Origin of the sequence: Streptococcus oralis ATCC 49296, assembly GCF_000185265.1 — a bacterium.
In the GTDB taxonomy this organism is placed as follows: Bacteria; Bacillota; Bacilli; order Lactobacillales; family Streptococcaceae; genus Streptococcus; species Streptococcus oralis_BC.
In genome coordinates this window covers 410,625-428,314 of sequence record NZ_GL622183.1, presented here as the reverse complement: position 1 = coordinate 428,314, position 17,690 = coordinate 410,625, and the positions used below count along the sequence as shown (strand labels likewise).

Annotated in this window: 13 protein-coding genes and 2 pseudogenes; all 15 read left to right on the top strand. The window is 42.0% G+C overall.

Annotated features, from left to right (window positions below):
* Positions 1–6: 6 nt before the first annotated feature.
* Positions 7–714 (top strand): phosphoribosylaminoimidazolesuccinocarboxamide synthase, encoded by a 708-nt coding sequence (gene purC / locus HMPREF8578_RS04385; protein WP_000043290.1) that lies wholly within the window; start codon positions 7–9, stop codon positions 712–714.
* Between the two features lie 67 nt (positions 715–781).
* Entirely contained in the window at positions 782–4,507 is a 3,726-nt protein-coding gene (locus HMPREF8578_RS04380; RefSeq protein ID WP_001042267.1) for a phosphoribosylformylglycinamidine synthase, read from the top strand.
* 12 nt (positions 4,508–4,519) lie between these two features.
* Positions 4,520–5,962 (top strand): amidophosphoribosyltransferase, encoded by a 1,443-nt coding sequence (gene purF, locus HMPREF8578_RS04375; RefSeq protein ID WP_000220657.1) that lies wholly within the window; start codon positions 4,520–4,522, stop codon positions 5,960–5,962.
* A gap of 38 nt (positions 5,963–6,000) precedes the next feature.
* The gene (gene purM, locus HMPREF8578_RS04370; RefSeq protein WP_025168809.1) at positions 6,001–7,023 is read left to right on the top strand and encodes a phosphoribosylformylglycinamidine cyclo-ligase; all 1,023 of its coding nucleotides are present in this window, start codon (positions 6,001–6,003) and stop codon (positions 7,021–7,023) included.
* A complete protein-coding gene (purN, locus tag HMPREF8578_RS04365) occupies positions 7,020–7,571 on the top strand; it encodes a phosphoribosylglycinamide formyltransferase (RefSeq protein WP_000717491.1) in 552 nt (183 codons plus the stop codon). Before purM ends, purN begins: the two co-directional genes overlap by 4 nt.
* Before the next feature lie 44 nt (positions 7,572–7,615).
* Positions 7,616–8,081 (top strand): annotated as a pseudogene (locus HMPREF8578_RS04360) (GNAT family N-acetyltransferase).
* A gap of 1 nt (position 8,082) precedes the next feature.
* On the top strand, positions 8,083–9,630 hold the full coding sequence (gene purH / locus HMPREF8578_RS04355) for a bifunctional phosphoribosylaminoimidazolecarboxamide formyltransferase/IMP cyclohydrolase (RefSeq protein ID WP_000161901.1): 1,548 nt from the start codon (positions 8,083–8,085) through the stop codon (positions 9,628–9,630).
* Between the two features lie 271 nt (positions 9,631–9,901).
* Entirely contained in the window at positions 9,902–10,324 is a 423-nt protein-coding gene (locus tag HMPREF8578_RS04350; protein WP_000119431.1) for a Pycsar system effector family protein, read from the top strand.
* 11 nt (positions 10,325–10,335) lie between these two features.
* Positions 10,336–10,833, top strand: coding sequence for an ImmA/IrrE family metallo-endopeptidase (locus HMPREF8578_RS12255; RefSeq protein ID WP_000532216.1), 498 nt, complete (start codon positions 10,336–10,338; stop codon positions 10,831–10,833).
* The gene (locus tag HMPREF8578_RS04345; RefSeq protein WP_000248327.1) at positions 10,827–12,191 is read left to right on the top strand and encodes a hypothetical protein; all 1,365 of its coding nucleotides are present in this window, start codon (positions 10,827–10,829) and stop codon (positions 12,189–12,191) included. Before HMPREF8578_RS12255 ends, HMPREF8578_RS04345 begins: the two co-directional genes overlap by 7 nt.
* Before the next feature lie 693 nt (positions 12,192–12,884).
* The gene (gene purD / locus HMPREF8578_RS04340; RefSeq protein WP_000772222.1) at positions 12,885–14,150 is read left to right on the top strand and encodes a phosphoribosylamine--glycine ligase; all 1,266 of its coding nucleotides are present in this window, start codon (positions 12,885–12,887) and stop codon (positions 14,148–14,150) included.
* Positions 14,151–14,436: 286 nt separating this feature from the next.
* Positions 14,437–14,529, top strand: a pseudogene (locus tag HMPREF8578_RS12715) (phosphoribosylaminoimidazole carboxylase); the annotation flags it as partial.
* 28 nt (positions 14,530–14,557) lie between these two features.
* Positions 14,558–15,046 (top strand): 5-(carboxyamino)imidazole ribonucleotide mutase, encoded by a 489-nt coding sequence (gene purE / locus HMPREF8578_RS04335; protein ID WP_000805609.1) that lies wholly within the window; start codon positions 14,558–14,560, stop codon positions 15,044–15,046.
* Complete coding sequence (gene purK / locus HMPREF8578_RS04330; RefSeq protein WP_000099029.1) at positions 15,033–16,124, top strand: 5-(carboxyamino)imidazole ribonucleotide synthase; 1,092 nt, start codon at positions 15,033–15,035, stop codon at positions 16,122–16,124. The genes purE and purK overlap by 14 nt, the downstream gene beginning before the upstream one ends.
* 108 nt (positions 16,125–16,232) lie before the next feature.
* The gene (locus tag HMPREF8578_RS04325; RefSeq protein ID WP_000384573.1) at positions 16,233–17,528 is read left to right on the top strand and encodes a hypothetical protein; all 1,296 of its coding nucleotides are present in this window, start codon (positions 16,233–16,235) and stop codon (positions 17,526–17,528) included.
* Positions 17,529–17,690 lie beyond the last annotated feature (162 nt).

Sequence of the window (17,690 nt, the reverse complement as noted above, 5' to 3'; positions counted from 1 at the left end):
TTTAAAATGTCAAAACAACTGATCTATTCGGGAAAAGCCAAGGATATCTATACAACTGAGGATGAAAATCTCATTATTTCAACTTACAAGGACCAGGCGACTGCTTTTAACGGTGTCAAGAAGGAGCAGATTGCGGGCAAGGGAGTGTTAAATAATCAGATTTCATCTTTTATTTTTGAGAAATTAAATGCGGCTGGTGTAGCGACTCACTTTGTGGAGAAACTTTCGGATACGGAACAGCTCAATAAAAAGGTTGAGATTATTCCTTTGGAAGTTGTGCTCCGCAACTACACGGCTGGTTCCTTTTCAAAACGTTTTGGCGTAGAAGAAGGTATTGTATTTGAGACTCCAATTGTCGAATTTTACTATAAAAATGATGATTTGGACGATCCCTTTATCAATGACGAGCATGTGAAATTCCTTAAAATTGCGGATGACCAGCAGATTGCTTACTTGAAGGAAGAAACCCGTCGTATCAATGAGCTCTTGAAAGCTTGGTTTGCTGAGATTGGCCTTAAATTGATTGACTTTAAGCTAGAGTTCGGTTTTGACAAGGATGGTAAGATTATCTTAGCAGACGAATTTTCACCAGATAACTGCCGTTTGTGGGATGCGGATGGAAACCACATGGACAAGGATGTTTTCCGTAGAGGTCTAGGTGAATTAACTGACGTCTACGAGATTGTCTGGGAGAAATTGCAGGGTTTGAAATAATCTGTTTGCAAGACTCTCAAGGTCATTTGGGAACATTGCAAGAGCTGAAATAAAGGAATAAGAATTGATGAATAAACGTATTTTTGTTGAAAAAAAGGCTGATTTTCAAGTCAAGTCAGAGAGTTTGGTAAGGGAGCTCCAGCACAACTTGGGACTTTCAACTTTGAAAAGTATTCGCATTGTGCAAGTTTATGATGTCTTTGATTTGGCAGAGGACTTGTTTGCGCCTGCAGAGAAACATATCTTCTCTGAGCAGGTGACAGACCATGTCTTGGACGAATCGGCTGTGCAGGCTGATCTTGCCAACTATGCTTTCTTTGCCATTGAAAGTCTGCCAGGACAGTTTGACCAGCGTGCAGCTTCTTCACAAGAAGCCTTGCTTTTGCTTGGTAGCTCAAGTGATGTAACGGTTAATACTGCTCAACTTTACTTGGTTAATAAAGATATTGATGCGACTGAGTTGGAAGCGGTCAAGAACTACCTGCTCAATCCAGTGGATTCTCGTTTCAAGGACATCACGACAGGAATTGCCAAGCAGGAATTTTCAGAGTCAGACAAGACTATTCCAAAATTGACTTTCTTTGAAAGCTACACAGCAGAAGACTTTGCCCGCTACAAGGCTGAGCAAGGGATGGCTATGGAAGTGGATGATTTGCTCTTTATCCAAGACTATTTCAAGTCAATCGGGCGTGTGCCGACTGAGACTGAGCTCAAGGTTTTGGACACTTATTGGTCTGACCACTGCCGTCACACGACTTTTGAGACAGAGTTGAAACAGATTGATTTCTCAGCTTCTAAATTCCAAAAGCAATTGCAGGCGACTTATGACAAGTATATTGCCATGCGTGATGAGTTAGGTCGTTCTGAAAAACCACAAACCTTGATGGATATGGCGACTATTTTTGGTCGTTATGAGCGTGCTAATGGTCGTTTGGACGATATGGAAGTGTCTGACGAAATCAATGCATGCTCGGTTGAAATCGAAGTGGATGTGAATGGAGTGAAAGAACCATGGCTCCTCATGTTTAAGAACGAAACCCACAACCACCCAACAGAAATCGAACCATTTGGTGGAGCGGCTACTTGTATCGGTGGAGCTATTCGTGACCCATTGTCAGGTCGTTCCTACGTTTACCAAGCCATGCGTATCTCAGGCGCGGGCGACATTACAGCGCCGATTTCAGAAACGCGCGCTGGGAAATTGCCACAACAAGTCATTTCGAAGACAGCGGCTCATGGGTATTCTTCGTATGGTAACCAAATTGGTCTGGCGACGACTTACGTTCGTGAGTACTTCCACCCAGGCTTTGTAGCTAAACGCATGGAGCTAGGTGCCGTTGTTGGTGCTGCTCCTAAGGAAAATGTAGTCCGTGAAAAACCGGAAGCCGGCGATGTGATTATCTTGCTCGGTGGGAAGACTGGACGTGATGGTGTCGGTGGTGCAACGGGATCTTCTAAGGTTCAAACAGTTGAGTCTGTAGAGACTGCCGGTGCTGAGGTTCAAAAAGGGAATGCCATCGAAGAGCGCAAGATCCAACGCCTTTTCCGTAATGGCGATGTCACTCGTCTCATCAAGAAGTCCAATGACTTTGGAGCAGGTGGTGTCTGTGTGGCTATCGGTGAATTGGCAGATGGTCTTGAAATTGACCTCAACAAGGTTCCTCTTAAATACCAAGGATTGAACGGTACCGAAATTGCTATCTCTGAATCACAAGAACGGATGGCTGTGGTGGTTCGTCCTGAGGATGTAGATGCCTTCGTTGCGGAATGTAATAAAGAAAATATTGATGCTGTTGTTGTGGCAACAGTGACTGAAAAACCAAATCTTGTCATGCACTGGAATGGTGAAACGATTGTCGACTTGGAACGCCGTTTCCTTGATACAAACGGTGTGCGTGTAGTCGTTGATGCCAAGGTTGTGGACAAGGATGTCAAACTCCCAGAAGAACGCACAACAAGTGCTGACACACTTGAAGCAGATACCCTTGCGGTTCTGTCTGATCTCAACCATGCGAGTCAAAAAGGTTTACAAACTATCTTTGACTGCTCGGTCGGTCGTTCAACGGTCAATCACCCACTTGGTGGTCGCTACCAACTCACACCAACTGAGGCATCTGTGCAGAAATTGCCAGTTCAACACGGTGTGACTCACACTGCGTCTGTCATGGCGCAAGGATTCAATCCATACGTGGCAGAATGGTCTCCATATCATGGCGCTGTCTATGCGGTTATCGAAGCGACTGCTCGTCTGGTTGCTGCTGGTGCAAACTGGTCTAAGGCTCGCTTCTCTTACCAAGAGTATTTCGAGCGGATGGACAAACAAGCTGAGCGTTTCGGTCAGCCAGTAGCAGCTCTCCTAGGCTCTATCGAAGCACAAATCCAGCTTGGTTTGCCATCTATCGGTGGTAAGGACTCCATGTCTGGTACTTTTGAAGAATTGACTGTACCGCCAACCTTGGTTGCCTTTGGGGTGACGACGGCAGATAGCCGTAAGGTCCTCTCTCCTGAGTTCAAGACTGCTGGTGAAAACATCTACTACATCCCAGGTCAAGTCCTCTCTTCAGAGATTGATTTTGACTTGATTAAGAAAAATTTTGCTCAATTTGAAGTTATCCAAGCTGGACACAAAGTAACATCTGCATCAGCTGTTAAATATGGCGGTGTCCTTGAAAGCTTGGCACTTGCTACCTTCGGAAATCATATCGGTGCAGAGGTGACCTTGCCTGAACTTGAAAGTTCTTTAACAGCTCAATTGGGCGGATTTGTCTTCACATCTCCTGAAGAGATTGCTGGAGTAGAGAAAATCGGTCAAACGAAAGCAGACTTTACACTCGTTGTCAACGGTGTGAAGTTAGATGGACACAAACTTGACAGTGCCTTCCAAGGAAAACTGGAAGAAGTTTACCCAACAGAATTTGCCCAATCTAAAGAATTGGACGAAGTACCAGTTGTCGCTTCTGACGCAGTCATCAAATCAAAAGAAACTATTGAAAAACCGGTGGTTTACATCCCAGTATTCCCAGGAACCAACTCAGAATATGACTCAGCCAAGGCCTTTGAAAAAGAAGGTGCAGAAGTTAACTTGGTGCCATTCGTGACCTTGAATGAAGAAGCTATTGTCAAGTCAGTTGAAACCATGGTTGACAATATCGGCAAGGCAAACATTCTCTTCTTTGCAGGTGGATTCTCAGCTGCGGATGAGCCGGATGGATCAGCTAAGTTTATTGTCAATATCTTGCTCAATGAAAAAGTGCGTGCAGCCATTGATGGCTTTATCGCTCGTGGTGGCTTGGTTATCGGTATCTGTAATGGATTCCAAGCCCTCGTCAAATCAGGTCTTCTTCCATATGGTAACTTTGAAGATGCAAGTAGCACTAGCCCAACCCTTTTCTACAATGATGCCAACCAACACGTGGCTAAGATGGTGGAAACTCGGATTGCCAATACCAACTCACCATGGTTGGCTGGAGTACAAGTGGGCGATATCCATGTCATTCCAGTATCGCACGGTGAAGGGAAATTTGTCGTGACGGCTGAGGAATTTGCAGAGCTCCGTGACAATGGTCAAATCTTTACCCAATATGTTGACTTTGACGGCAAACCAAGTATGGATTCTAAGTACAATCCGAATGGTTCTGTAAATGCCATCGAAGGAATTACCAGCAAGAACGGCCAAATCATCGGTAAAATGGGACACTCAGAACGTTATGAAGACGGTCTTTTCCAAAACATCCCAGGAAATAAAGACCAGCACCTGTTCGCATCGGCTGTGCGTTATTTCACAGGGAAATAAAAGGTATAAAAAATGACATACGAAGTAAAATCTCTTAATGAAGAATGTGGTGTTTTCGGTATTTGGGGGCATCCAGATGCTGCTAAATTGACCTATTTTGGTCTCCATAGTCTTCAGCACCGTGGTCAGGAGGGGGCAGGAATCCTCTCCAATGATCAGGGGCAATTGAAGCGTCATCGTGATATGGGGCTTTTATCAGAAGTGTTCAGAAATCCTGCTAATTTGGATAAACTAACTGGAACGAGCGCGATTGGGCATGTGCGTTATGCGACTGCTGGCGAAGCTTCTGTTGACAACATCCAGCCCTTCCTCTTTCGCTTTCATGATATGCAGTTTGGACTTGCTCACAACGGAAACCTGACCAATGCTGAATCGCTCAAGAAAGAATTGGAACAAAGAGGAGCAATTTTCAGTTCAACTTCGGACTCGGAAATTTTGGCACACCTCATTCGTCGGAGTCACAATCCGAACTTGATGGGCAAAATCAAGGAGGCGCTCAGCCTTGTCAAAGGTGGATTTGCTTATATCCTGCTGTTTGAGGATAAGTTGATTGCTGCGCTTGATCCTAATGGCTTCCGTCCGCTTTCTATCGGAAAAATGGCAAACGGAGCGGTGGTGGTTTCGTCTGAAACCTGTGCCTTTGAGGTCATCGGTGCTGAGTGGATTCGTGATGTGAAACCAGGAGAGATTGTAATCGTGGATGACAATGGGATTCAGTACGATAGCTATACGAATGATACCCAGTTGGCGATTTGTTCTATGGAGTATATCTATTTTGCTCGCCCTGACTCTAATATCCATGGGGTCAATGTCCATACAGCTCGCAAACGTATGGGGGCCCAATTAGCGCGTGAATTTAAGCACGAAGCGGATATCGTGGTTGGTGTGCCAAATTCCTCACTTAGCGCAGCTATGGGATTTGCAGAAGAATCCGGTCTGCCAAATGAAATGGGTCTCATCAAAAACCAATACACCCAACGCACCTTTATCCAACCGACTCAAGAATTGCGGGAGCAAGGGGTGCGGATGAAACTGTCTGCTGTTTCGGGTGTCGTTAAAGGAAAACGTGTGGTGATGATTGATGATTCCATTGTTCGTGGGACGACCTCTCGCCGTATTGTTCAGCTTTTGAAAGAAGCAGGTGCGTCTGAGGTTCATGTTGCTATTGGCAGTCCAGCGCTAGCTTATCCATGTTTTTACGGGATTGATATCCAGACGCGTCAGGAGCTGATCGCGGCTAATCATACAGTCGAAGAAACTCGCCAAATCATTGGTGCGGATAGCCTGACCTATCTTTCGATTGATGGCTTGATTGATTCTATCGGCATCGAAACAGATGCGCCGAATGGTGGTCTCTGTGTCGCTTATTTTGATGGAGACTACCCAACTCCTCTCTACGACTATGAGGAAGAATATCGTAGAAGTTTGGGGGATAAGACCAGTTTTTACAAATAGACGGATAAAGACTCTCCATGAAAGGAAAGGAAGAGAAGATGACAAATAAAAATGCGTACGCCCAGTCGGGTGTTGATGTTGAAGCGGGTTATGAAGTTGTTGAGCGGATCAAAAAGCATGTGGCTCGTACGGAGCGTGCGGGTGTCATGGGAGCTCTTGGTGGCTTTGGTGGCATGTTTGACCTTTCAAAGACAGGGGTAAAAGAGCCTGTCTTGATCTCAGGAACTGACGGTGTCGGAACCAAGCTCATGCTGGCTATCAAGTACGACAAGCATGACACGATTGGGCAGGACTGTGTAGCCATGTGTGTCAACGATATCATCGCTGCAGGTGCGGAACCCCTCTATTTCCTCGACTATGTGGCGACAGGGAAGAATGAACCAGCTAAACTAGAACAAGTCGTTGCTGGTGTGGCAGAAGGTTGTGTGCAGGCTGGGGCTGCCCTCATCGGTGGTGAAACGGCTGAAATGCCTGGTATGTACGGCGAAGATGACTACGACTTGGCTGGATTTGCGGTCGGCGTGGCTGAAAAATCTCAAATCATTGACGGTTCAAAGGTAGCAGAGGGAGATATTCTTCTCGGACTTGCCTCAAGTGGGATTCACTCAAATGGTTACTCACTCGTCCGTCGTGTCTTTGCCGACTACACAGGTGAGGAAGTCTTGCCAGAATTGGAAGGCAAGAAACTCAAGGAAGTTCTGCTTGAGCCGACTCGTATCTATGTCAAGGCTGTCTTGCCACTCATCAAGGAAGGCTTGGTAAACGGGATTGCCCACATCACAGGTGGTGGATTTATCGAGAATGTCCCTCGTATGTTTGCAGATGACCTAGCTGCTGAGATTGAGGAAAGCAAGGTTCCAGTGCTTCCTATTTTCAAAGCTCTTGAAAAATATGGTGAAATCAAGCACGAAGAAATGTTTGAAATCTTCAATATGGGTGTGGGCCTCATGTTGGCAGTTAGCCCTGAAAATGTAGATCGCGTCAAGGAATTGTTGGATGAACCAGTCTATGAAATTGGTCGCATCGTCAAGAAAGAAAACGAAAGTGTCATCATCAAATGAAAAAAATAGCGGTTTTTGCCTCTGGTAATGGCTCAAACTTTCAGGTGATTGCTGAAGAGTTTCCGGTGGAGTTTGTCTTTTCAGACCATCGTGACGCCTATGTGCTAGAGCGTGCAGAAAAGCTTGGTGTCCTGTCCTATGCTTTTGAACTCAAGGAGTTTGAGAACAAGGCGGACTACGAAGCAGCACTTGTTGAGCTATTAGAAGAGCACCAGATTGACTTGGTTTGTTTGGCGGGTTATATGAAAATCGTCGGCCCAACCTTATTGGCGGCTTATGAAGGTCGAATTATCAACATTCATCCGGCCTACCTGCCAGAATTTCCAGGAGCTCATGGGATTGAGGATGCTTGGGATGCTGGTGTCGCTGAGAGTGGCGTGACCATTCACTGGGTGGACTCGGGTGTGGATACAGGAAAGGTCATCAAACAAGTACGCGTACCACGACTAGCTGATGATACCGTCGAAAGCTTTGAAGCTCGAATTCATGAGGTAGAGTACAAGTTGTATCCAGAGGTACTGGATAGCTTGGGAGTGGAGAGAAGGTAAGAAGTAAATCAAGTTTTGATTGCGCAATCTTGCTAGGAGAAAAAATGATTGAACTGAAATTGGTAGATGAGAGCAGTTTTCAGGCAGTGCTGGATTTGAAAATATCTGAAGCTGATGAACGAGCACGTTTCGTGGCTCCAAACGTACGCTCTTTAGCTGATGCATGGCTCTACCGGAAAAACGAAGATGTGTTTCCGATGGCAATCTATTGGGATAAGCAAGTGGTTGGCTTTCTCCTGCTAGAAATAGACAAGGATGAAGCGGAATACTTTATCTGGCGGATAATGATTGGTCAGCAGTACCAAGGAAGAGGTTATGGTCGAAAAGCCTTGGAAGTTCTAATCAAAGAGGCTCAGATGGATAGAGCTTGCAGTCATATTACCGCAGATTATGTGGTTGGAAATGAAAAAATGAAGTACCTGTTGACTAGTCTGGGTTTTCAGGAAACAGGATTTTATAGAAGAAAATAACGAAGTCGCTATGCGCTTGGATCTAAAGAAAGAGGAATAGAATGACGAAAAAGGCCTTAATCAGCGTCTCAGACAAAGCGGGCATTGTTGAATTTGCCCAAGAACTTAAAAAACTCGGTTGGGAGATTATCTCGACAGGTGGGACAAAGGTTGCCCTTGACAATGCTGGGGTGGAGACCATTGCAATTGATGATGTGACGGGCTTCCCAGAAATGATGGACGGTCGTGTCAAGACTCTCCACCCAAATATTCACGGTGGTCTCCTCGCTCGTCGTGACCTGGATAGCCACTTGGAAGCGGCTAAGGACAATAAGATCGAGCTCATCGACCTTGTAGTGGTCAACCTCTATCCTTTCAAGGAAACCATTCTCAAACCAGACGTGACGTACGCGGATGCAGTCGAAAACATCGATATCGGTGGTCCGTCTATGCTTCGCTCAGCAGCGAAGAACCACGCCAGCGTGACAGTTGTGGTAGACCCTGCTGACTATGCAGTGGTTTTGGACGAGTTGTCAGCCAATGGTGAAACGACTTACGAAACTCGCCAACGTTTGGCAGCTAAGGTTTTCCGCCACACAGCGGCTTACGATGCCTTGATTGCAGAGTATTTTACAGCTCAGGTCGGCGAAAGCAAGCCTGAAAAACTGACCTTGACCTATGACCTCAAACAAGCTATGCGCTATGGGGAAAATCCTCAACAGGATGCGGACTTCTACCAAAAAGCCTTGCCGACTGACTACTCGATTGCTTCAGCGAAACAGCTTAACGGTAAGGAATTGTCCTTCAATAATATCCGCGATGCAGATGCGGCCATTCGTATCATCCGTGATTTCAAAGACCATCCGACAGTTGTAGCATTGAAACATATGAATCCATGTGGAATTGGTCAGGCAGATGACATCGAAACTGCTTGGGATTACGCTTATGAGTCTGACCCAGTGTCTATCTTTGGTGGAATTGTCGTCCTTAACCGTGAGGTAGATGCTACGACAGCTGAGAAGATGCACGGTGTTTTCCTTGAAATCATCATCGCGCCAAGCTATACGGATGAGGCGTTAGATATTTTGACTAATAAAAAGAAAAACTTGCGTATCCTAGAGTTGCCATTTGATGCACAAGATGCTAGTGAAGTGGAAGCAGAATACACAGGTGTTGTCGGTGGACTTCTTGTGCAAAATCAAGACGTGGTCAAGGAAAGCCCAGCTGACTGGCAAGTGGTGACCAAACGCCAGCCAACCGAGACAGAGGCGACTGCTCTTGAGTTCGCTTGGAAGGCTATCAAGTATGTAAAATCAAACGGTATCATCGTAACCAACGACCACATGACACTTGGTGTTGGTCCAGGTCAAACCAATCGTGTAGCTTCCGTCCGTATTGCGATTGACCAAGCCAAAGACCGTCTTGACGGCGCTGTCCTTGCTTCAGATGCCTTCTTCCCATTTGCGGATAACGTGGAAGAAATCGCTAAAGCAGGTATTAAGGCCATCATCCAGCCGGGTGGGTCCGTCCGTGACCAAGAGTCCATCGAAGCTGCGGATAAATATGGCTTGACTATGGTCTTCACAGGAGTGAGACATTTTAGACATTAAAAAAACAAAAGAGGCTGGGACAAAAAGATTTTGATTTTAGGAATTCTTTATTATAAATTTTTAAAATTGATAGATTAGACAAAAAAGCGAACAAGACAGAATTCTGAGTGTCAGATAACTGATTTTGTTCGCTTTTTATATTTAAGGTTAGACTTTTGTCCCACTCTCTTTTTTTGCTAAATTACAAAATTTGGTCATATCAATATTGATTGATAAAGTTTATTTTTTTTGATATAATTGTAATATTTATAGAATAAAAGGAGAAACAGTGATGAGTTATGATGAATTAAAAGCAATATATGATGACACCTCTGGTTGGCTAAAGTTTATAGAGGCAAAGTTGGCTGTCTTTCTAACGTTTGAGACAGGATTGATATATTTTCTTCTAAAGCTTAATGAGGGGCACGAAAAAAATTTCCTTTTTCTAATATTGGGATTGATTGGAGTTCTAGTGTCAATAATATTAATTATTGGAGCATTGCTTCCTACAATTAGCAAATCTTCGAATCCTTTATACTTTATGAGTTGGACGGATAAGGGATATGACTATACTGATTCTATAAAGTATGAACATTATAAGAAACAAATACGAGAAGTAGCCCAAGTTTCAAAAAGGAAAATGTGTTTTTTAAGATATTCATTAATAATTTATGTTTTCTCTATAATACTTGTAGTTATTGGTACATATTGTTGAGGTATATTCGTATGGGCAGAGATGTAACACAATTAACTGATGAACTGATTAGCCATATTGGCCTCACTATTCCTATTGATTTAAATAAAATCATCTCCTATTTTAGCGATATAGAGATAGAATATGATGCCAATATCTCAAAAGATGGTTCAATTAAACCTGATAAAGAAAAGGGGTACTTAATTCAAATCAAAAATAAAGAGCTTGATATTGATAATCCAAAGGGGTATAGAGATAGGTTTACAATTGCACATGAGTTGGGTCATTTGTTTTTAGAACATCTTACTGATCAGGACGAACTATTTAGGGAAGGAACTAGTGAGGTGGAATACGAGGCTAATGATTTTGCTGCAAATTTATTGATGCCAAAAGCAGAGTTTATTGAATGTGTGTATAATAATCTTGATGAAGAGGGACTTTGTAATCTTGATGCGGTTTCAGATTATTTTAGGGTTTCAATAAGCGCTGTAAAAACACGAGGAAAATTTTTAGGAGTGTTTTCATGGTAAATACGATACCTAGTTTTCTGCAAGATAAGAATATAAAAAAAGGTAGCGAAAACAAAAGATATACAAGTGTAGGAGGTATATATGTTTTTGTATCTTTTGATATAGTAGGATCTACACAATATAAAACAATCTCTAATGACTGGTATCAAATCACGAAAAAATTTTATGAAGATTCAATAATTGAGCTTAATAAGTCGGAATTTGTACATTGGAAAAGTATAGGTGATGAAGTTGTTTTTTATAAAAGATTGGTTCAAGAAGATTTAGAAAGTATACATGAATTACCTAAGAAAGTTTTCACTATCATGAACACAGTTCGTGATGGAATTTTTAAAGAGTATCCCCATAGTAAGATGCTATTATCTTTAAAAGGAACAATGTGGATTGATAACATTAAGTCTTTGGGAGAAGAGAGAGATGAGCATTTTCAAAGTTACATCATAGAGCAAAAACAAAATCTATATGAAAATGATTCCGGAGGAAATTCTAAAATAATAGACTTTCTGGGAGCTGGAATTGACTTAGGATTTAGATTAAGATCAGAAACTCAGAAGAATCAGCTTGTGGTAAGTGCTGAGTTGGTATATTTAATTATCAAAGTTGAACAAAAAGAACATCTAGTTAAAGGTTTAAGTATAGATAAGTCAGATTATAAAATTAGCGAAACTAAAACTTTAAAGGGAATTTGGTATAGTAGACCTTATCCAGTAATTTTTTATAGGGATGACTGGGGAAATAGTGTTTTTGAATACGATGAAGTGATTAAGGAGTTTAAAACTGATAAGATAGAGGAGTTTGTGCCTCGAGTTTTTGCTGAATTGGGAAGAGATAAAGTATTAGATGAATTTTTAAATATCATAAAGGAGAGTCAGACAATAAAAAAATTACCTCCAACTCCATTAGCATTTCATGTGGTACTTATGCATTTTTCTAATGATTTAAAAAAGATTCTTTTTTATAAACGTGGAGATGGCAAAAATAATTCAGATAAGTATGATTTTGGTTGTGTTCATTTGGAACCTAATCAAGAATTGGAAGTTGGTCTCAATAATTATTATGAAAAAGCGTTGGGAACTGTTGATTATGATATATTAAAGGATAATAGTAATCACCCTGTACCATTGTCAATTTTTACTTATACGAATTCAAGTGGAAATCTAATAAATGGTTTGATTTTCTGCGCTAAACTAACCAAAGATATAGAAGTTGCTGATTTAAGTGTTAGTGGATATTCTAAAATCGAATGGAGAGATGTAGATGAAGTTATAGGGAAAACTGACCAGGATAATAAATTATTTGAGGGTAGTGTGTCAAACATTAGGAAAGCTAGAGAATTGTTGCAGGAATTTCGTAATTGAATTGAATCTACGTAGTACAAAACTATTGTACCTTTATTTAGAGGCGTTTAATTGTTTAAAAAATATTAGGTGATCAGAAAAGAGTTTCACTAATATTATAAAATTTTTTTATTAATAAATTAGAAATAATTGAGATGGATATCAAAATATCAACATATATATGTTGATACACTTATTTTGTTTTGTATGGTATCAACTAAGAGGCAGTCCTAATGACTGTCTTTTTTGGCTCTAAAGTTTTTGTAGTTGGTAAATACCCTATAGCTACTTAGGCTTTTTTTGTGTAAGTCGTATAATAGATGTAAGAAAAGTTGCGATGTGTCTCCTATGTTTTACAAAGAAAATCCAGCAAATAACCGCAATCAAATTGACTTTTATATACTTGATAAACTCGTTCTGCTAATGTTTCTCGGACTCCGTTCTAGGAGCAAAACATCAAGAGCACTGATATCAATCCCACCTATCACTAGTTTCTAGGTTTGAATTTGAACGATAGGCTTCCACATCTTACTACTTCTAGTAAGAATTATATCCGTTGTTTTCAGGATAAGGTACAGATAGAGGAAATTTTTATCATATTCTATCTATTATACAGTTTCTTTCCTTTTTTGCTTAAAAAAGCTTAATGAAACAAGATTAAAACGAACGTTTATGATATAATGTTAGTAAATAATTCGCAAAAGAGGTTGAGAGATGAAGCTGTTAGTTGTCGGTTCAGGAGGTCGTGAGCATGCGATTGCCAAGAAGTTGCTTGAGTCAAAAGACGTTGAAAAAGTCTTTGTAGCTCCTGGAAATGACGGGATGACTCTGGATGGTTTGGAATTGGTGAATATCTCCATTTCCGAACATTCTAAGTTAATAGAGTTTGCAAAGGATAACGATATTGCTTGGTCCTTTATCGGGCCTGATGACGCCCTTGCTGCTGGAATTGTGGATGAGTTCAATGCAGCTGGTCTCAAAGCCTTTGGTCCGACAAGATTGGCAGCGGAGCTAGAGTGGTCCAAGGATTTTGCTAAAGAAATCATGGTCAAATACGACGTTCCAACAGCAGCCTATGGGACCTTCTCAAATTTCGAGGAAGCCAAGGCTTACATCGAAGAAAAAGGCGCTCCAATCGTCGTCAAGGCAGACGGATTGGCCCTTGGGAAAGGTGTCGTTGTTGCTGAAACGGTTGAGCAAGCCATCGAAGCCGCTCATGAGATGCTTTTGGACAATAAATTCGGTGATTCAGGTGCGCGTGTGGTTATCGAGGAATTCCTCGACGGGGAGGAGTTCTCTCTCTTTGCCTTTGTCAATGGGGACAAGTTCTACATCATGCCAACAGCTCAGGACCATAAACGTGCCTATGACGGCGACAAGGGCCCTAACACGGGCGGTATGGGAGCTTATGCGCCAGTTCCTCACTTGCCACAGAGCGTGGTTGACACAGCGGTTGAGACTATTGTCAAGCCAGTCCTTGAAGGGATGATCAAAGAAGGTCGTCCGTATCTTGGTGTCCTTTACGCAGGGCTTATCCTGACAGCTGATGGACCGAAAGTTATCGAGTTCAACGCTCGGTTCGGAGATCCTGAGACTCAGATTATTTTGCCTCGTTTGACATCTGACTTTGCACGAAATATCACGGATATTCTCGATGGCAAGGAGCCAACCATTACCTGGACGGACAAGGGTGTGACTCTGGGTGTGGTTGTCGCATCCAAGGGCTACCCGCTAGACTATGCAAAGGGTGTCGAGTTGCCAGCCAAGACTGAGGGCGACATCATCACTTACTATGCAGGGGCTAAGTTTGCGGAAAATAGCAGAGCACTACTATCAAACGGTGGACGTGTCTATATGCTCGTCACCACAGCAGACACCGTCAAAGAAGCCCAAGAAACCATCTACCAAGAACTCGACAAACAAAACACAGAAGGCCTCTTCTACCGAACAGATATCGGAAGCAAGGCCATAAAAGATTAACAGACATATTTGCCATGGCGAGCGAAAGCGAGCCACTATAGAATAATCGTCGCAGTAGTGGAACTCCTAGTAGCTTTGCTACTAGGAGCGGAAAACTGGAGACCTAGGCTCCAGTTTTAGTAATGGAACGCCACAAGCGTTCGCTTACGTCCGCACTACATTAGACGATTATTAAAAAGAAAAATAAAAATTCACAAAATACGTTAATGGTCGTATGGTTTGCGAGCGTTAGCAAGCTAATATAGAGCAATCACCGCCGTTGTGAAAGAGGGCTTGGCTTTGTTAGCCAAGCCTTCAGGGAAATCGGAAGACCTTGGGCTTCCGATTTAGGCATGAGACACCTTTGGTGGCTGCTGCCGTCCCTCACAACCTAAGGTGATTGTTGAAAGGAAGAAAAAGGAGAAGAAATGAAACCAGTAATTTCCATTATTATGGGCTCAAAATCCGACTGGGCAACCATGCAAAAAACCGCCGAAGTCCTAGACCGCTTCGGTGTAGCCTACGAAAAGAAGGTTGTCTCTGCCCACCGGACACCAGATCTCATGTTCAGACATGCGGAGGAAGCTCGTAGCCGTGGTATCAAGGTCATTATCGCAGGTGCAGGTGGGGCAGCCCATTTGCCAGGTATGGTTGCAGCTAAAACAACCCTTCCTGTCATCGGTGTACCTGTCAAATCGCGTGCGCTTAGTGGCGTGGACTCACTCTACTCTATCGTACAGATGCCGGGTGGTGTGCCTGTTGCGACCATGGCTATCGGTGAAGCTGGTGCGACAAATGCGGCCCTCTTTGCCCTCCGTCTCCTTTCAGTAGAGAATCAGGCTATCGCGACAGCTTTGGCAGATTTTGCAGAAGAACAAGGAAAAATTGCAGAGGAGTCTACCAATGAGCTCATCTAAAACAATCGGAATTATCGGTGGCGGTCAGCTGGGTCAGATGATGGCCATTTCTGCTATCTACATGGGGCACAAGGTTATCGCGTTGGATCCTGCTGCGGATTGCCCAGCCTCTCGTGTGGCGGAAATCATTGTGGCGCCTTATAACGATGTGGATGCCCTTCGTCAGTTGGCGGACCGCTGTGATGTTCTCACTTATGAATTTGAAAATGTCGATGCTGACGGTTTGGATGCTGTTATCAAGGATGGTCAGCTCCCTCAAGGGACAGACCTACTCCGCATTTCTCAAAATCGCATCTTTGAAAAGGACTTCCTCTCAAACAAGGCTCAAGTCACTGTGGCACCCTACAAGGTCGTGACTTCAAGCCAAGACTTGGCAGATATTGACCTGTCGAAAAACTATGTCCTCAAGACAGCGACAGGTGGCTATGATGGACATGGGCAAAAGGTCATTCGCTCAGAAGCAGACTTGGAAGAAGCCTATGCACTAGCGGATTCAGCAGACTGCGTTTTGGAAGAATTTGTCAACTTTGACCTTGAGATTTCTGTCATCGTATCAGGAAATGGCAAGGACGTGACGGTTTTCCCAGTTCAGGAAAATATCCACCGTAACAACATCCTCTCTAAGACTATCGTACCAGCCCACATTTCAGAAAGTCTAGCAGAAAAGGCTAAATCCATGGCAGTGCGAATCGCAGAACAGCTCAATTTGTCTGGAACCCTTTGCGTGGAAATGTTTGCGACAGCTGATGATATCATTGTCAACGAGATTGCCCCACGACCACACAACTCTGGCCACTACTCGATCGAAGCTTGCGACTTCTCGCAGTTTGATACCCACATTTTAGGTGTTCTGGGAGCACCATTGCCAGTCATCCAACTGCATGCGCCAGCTGTCATGCTCAACGTTCTCGGCCAGCATGTCGAGGGTGCTAAAAAGTATGTCGCAGAAAATCCAAGCGCCCACCTCCACCTGTATGGTAAAATAGAAGCGAAGCACAACCGCAAAATGGGACATGTGACGTTGTTTAGTGATGTACCGGATAGTGTGGTTGAGTTTGGTGAGGGGATTGATTGGTAAGTGAAGACTATGATTCAACTCATCGTAAATGCATTTATTGAAAAGGATAAGACAGGAGCATTATCCATCTGTGTGGATTAGGAGAGAGGAAATTTTAAATAAGAAATTATGGATTATATTACTTTTAAAACAAAGTTGTTTGAATATTTGGACGTTCAGATCGATACACTAGGTGATAAAATATACTTTAAGGTGGGGAATTCAGTATATATAGATGATGAATTATTGATGTTTGATAATGAAGAAATGGAGAAATTGTTTTTCTCATTACCTAACTATAAGCAGGAAGAAAATTATTTTTTAGAGTCTAATACTAGTTTTGAACTGTTTTTGACATCAAGTGATATAAGACGTCCTCCTAGATATTACTACTCTCCTATAGAGGTAGAGGACAATACTTCTAATATAAATTATCGAATAGATGGAATTTCTGATGTTGCAACATTTTATTTACTATATAAACGAATTGAGGAAATGGTTCATCCTGGTTACGACACACTTATGTATTTTAAAGATATGGATTCTCGTAAAAGAAGAGTTGGGAGACTTGAACAAGTAGAATTTGAACAAGATAGGAAATATGAATCGTTCTTAACGTATCTATCGAACCGAATTACTCCCTATTATTTTTCATTGAAAATTATTTCTAACGAACATAAGGATATAAATGAGTTTAAACAATATAAAGATTCTTTTATTTTTACTTATATTTATAGTAAACATAGACCAATAATTGAAGCTGAAAATTTGAATAAAATCAGTGATGAGAGAAGATCTTATGGGGGAAAACCTTTTGAAATGGAAGCACCAAAAAGGAGATACGATCCTTTTATAATTGAATACTACCGACAAGCTTCGGAAAGTAGCGATCCATTTATACAATTTATTTCTTATTATCATATCTTAGAATATTTTTATGATGAAATATTTAATAAAAAATTAATAGAAGATTTGATGAACAAAATAACCCATCCTGACTTTTCATATAGGAATACATCTAAAATTAAGGAGTTGGCTTATTTTTCTCATAAACGATTGACTGGATTTGGTGAGGATGGTCAAGGTAATGAATTAGAATCCTTGAAATTTGTTTTAAAAGAGTATGTCAGACCTATAGAATTAAGAAAAAGACTAACAGAGTTGAAGCAAGACCCAGACTATTATCAAAATAAAAGAGTAGATTTTAGTAATGGCCCCGGTATTTCTTTTAGTGACGAAGAGGGGATATATATTACTCTTGCAAAAAGGATTTATTTTACTAGAAATTCCTTGATCCACAGTAAGAGCAATAGGAAATCTCAAACTTATCGAGTAAATATTCATAAAGATATTTTGAGAAATGAGATTCCATTATTGGAAGCAGTGTCGGAATTAGTAATATTAAATTCTTCTGAAATTTTATAAAATTGGTTATTTCGAAATAATTTAAAGAGAAGTTAAAAAGTATAACAAAGAATACAGGTTACACAATCTCTGAATGAACTAAAAATTTTTAACAATAAGGAGAAGAGGGCAAATTCAAGTATTTGGATTCTTGCTAAAAGCGCTCCTCATGTAGAAAATAAA

What these genes read in the sequence shown, in the direction of transcription:
- purC (WP_000043290.1), top strand. Translation starts at nt 7, where the DNA reads ATGTCAAAACAACTGATCTATTCGGGAAAAGCCAAGGATATCTATACA.
- HMPREF8578_RS04380 (WP_001042267.1), top strand. Translation starts at nt 782, where the DNA reads ATGAATAAACGTATTTTTGTTGAAAAAAAGGCTGATTTTCAAGTCAAG.
- purF (WP_000220657.1), top strand. Translation starts at nt 4,520, where the DNA reads ATGACATACGAAGTAAAATCTCTTAATGAAGAATGTGGTGTTTTCGGT.
- purM (WP_025168809.1), top strand. Translation starts at nt 6,001, where the DNA reads ATGACAAATAAAAATGCGTACGCCCAGTCGGGTGTTGATGTTGAAGCG.
- purN (WP_000717491.1), top strand. Translation starts at nt 7,020, where the DNA reads ATGAAAAAAATAGCGGTTTTTGCCTCTGGTAATGGCTCAAACTTTCAG.
- purH (WP_000161901.1), top strand. Translation starts at nt 8,083, where the DNA reads ATGACGAAAAAGGCCTTAATCAGCGTCTCAGACAAAGCGGGCATTGTT.
- HMPREF8578_RS04350 (WP_000119431.1), top strand. Translation starts at nt 9,902, where the DNA reads ATGAGTTATGATGAATTAAAAGCAATATATGATGACACCTCTGGTTGG.
- HMPREF8578_RS12255 (WP_000532216.1), top strand. Translation starts at nt 10,336, where the DNA reads ATGGGCAGAGATGTAACACAATTAACTGATGAACTGATTAGCCATATT.
- HMPREF8578_RS04345 (WP_000248327.1), top strand. Translation starts at nt 10,827, where the DNA reads ATGGTAAATACGATACCTAGTTTTCTGCAAGATAAGAATATAAAAAAA.
- purD (WP_000772222.1), top strand. Translation starts at nt 12,885, where the DNA reads ATGAAGCTGTTAGTTGTCGGTTCAGGAGGTCGTGAGCATGCGATTGCC.
- purE (WP_000805609.1), top strand. Translation starts at nt 14,558, where the DNA reads ATGAAACCAGTAATTTCCATTATTATGGGCTCAAAATCCGACTGGGCA.
- purK (WP_000099029.1), top strand. Translation starts at nt 15,033, where the DNA reads ATGAGCTCATCTAAAACAATCGGAATTATCGGTGGCGGTCAGCTGGGT.
- HMPREF8578_RS04325 (WP_000384573.1), top strand. Translation starts at nt 16,233, where the DNA reads ATGGATTATATTACTTTTAAAACAAAGTTGTTTGAATATTTGGACGTT.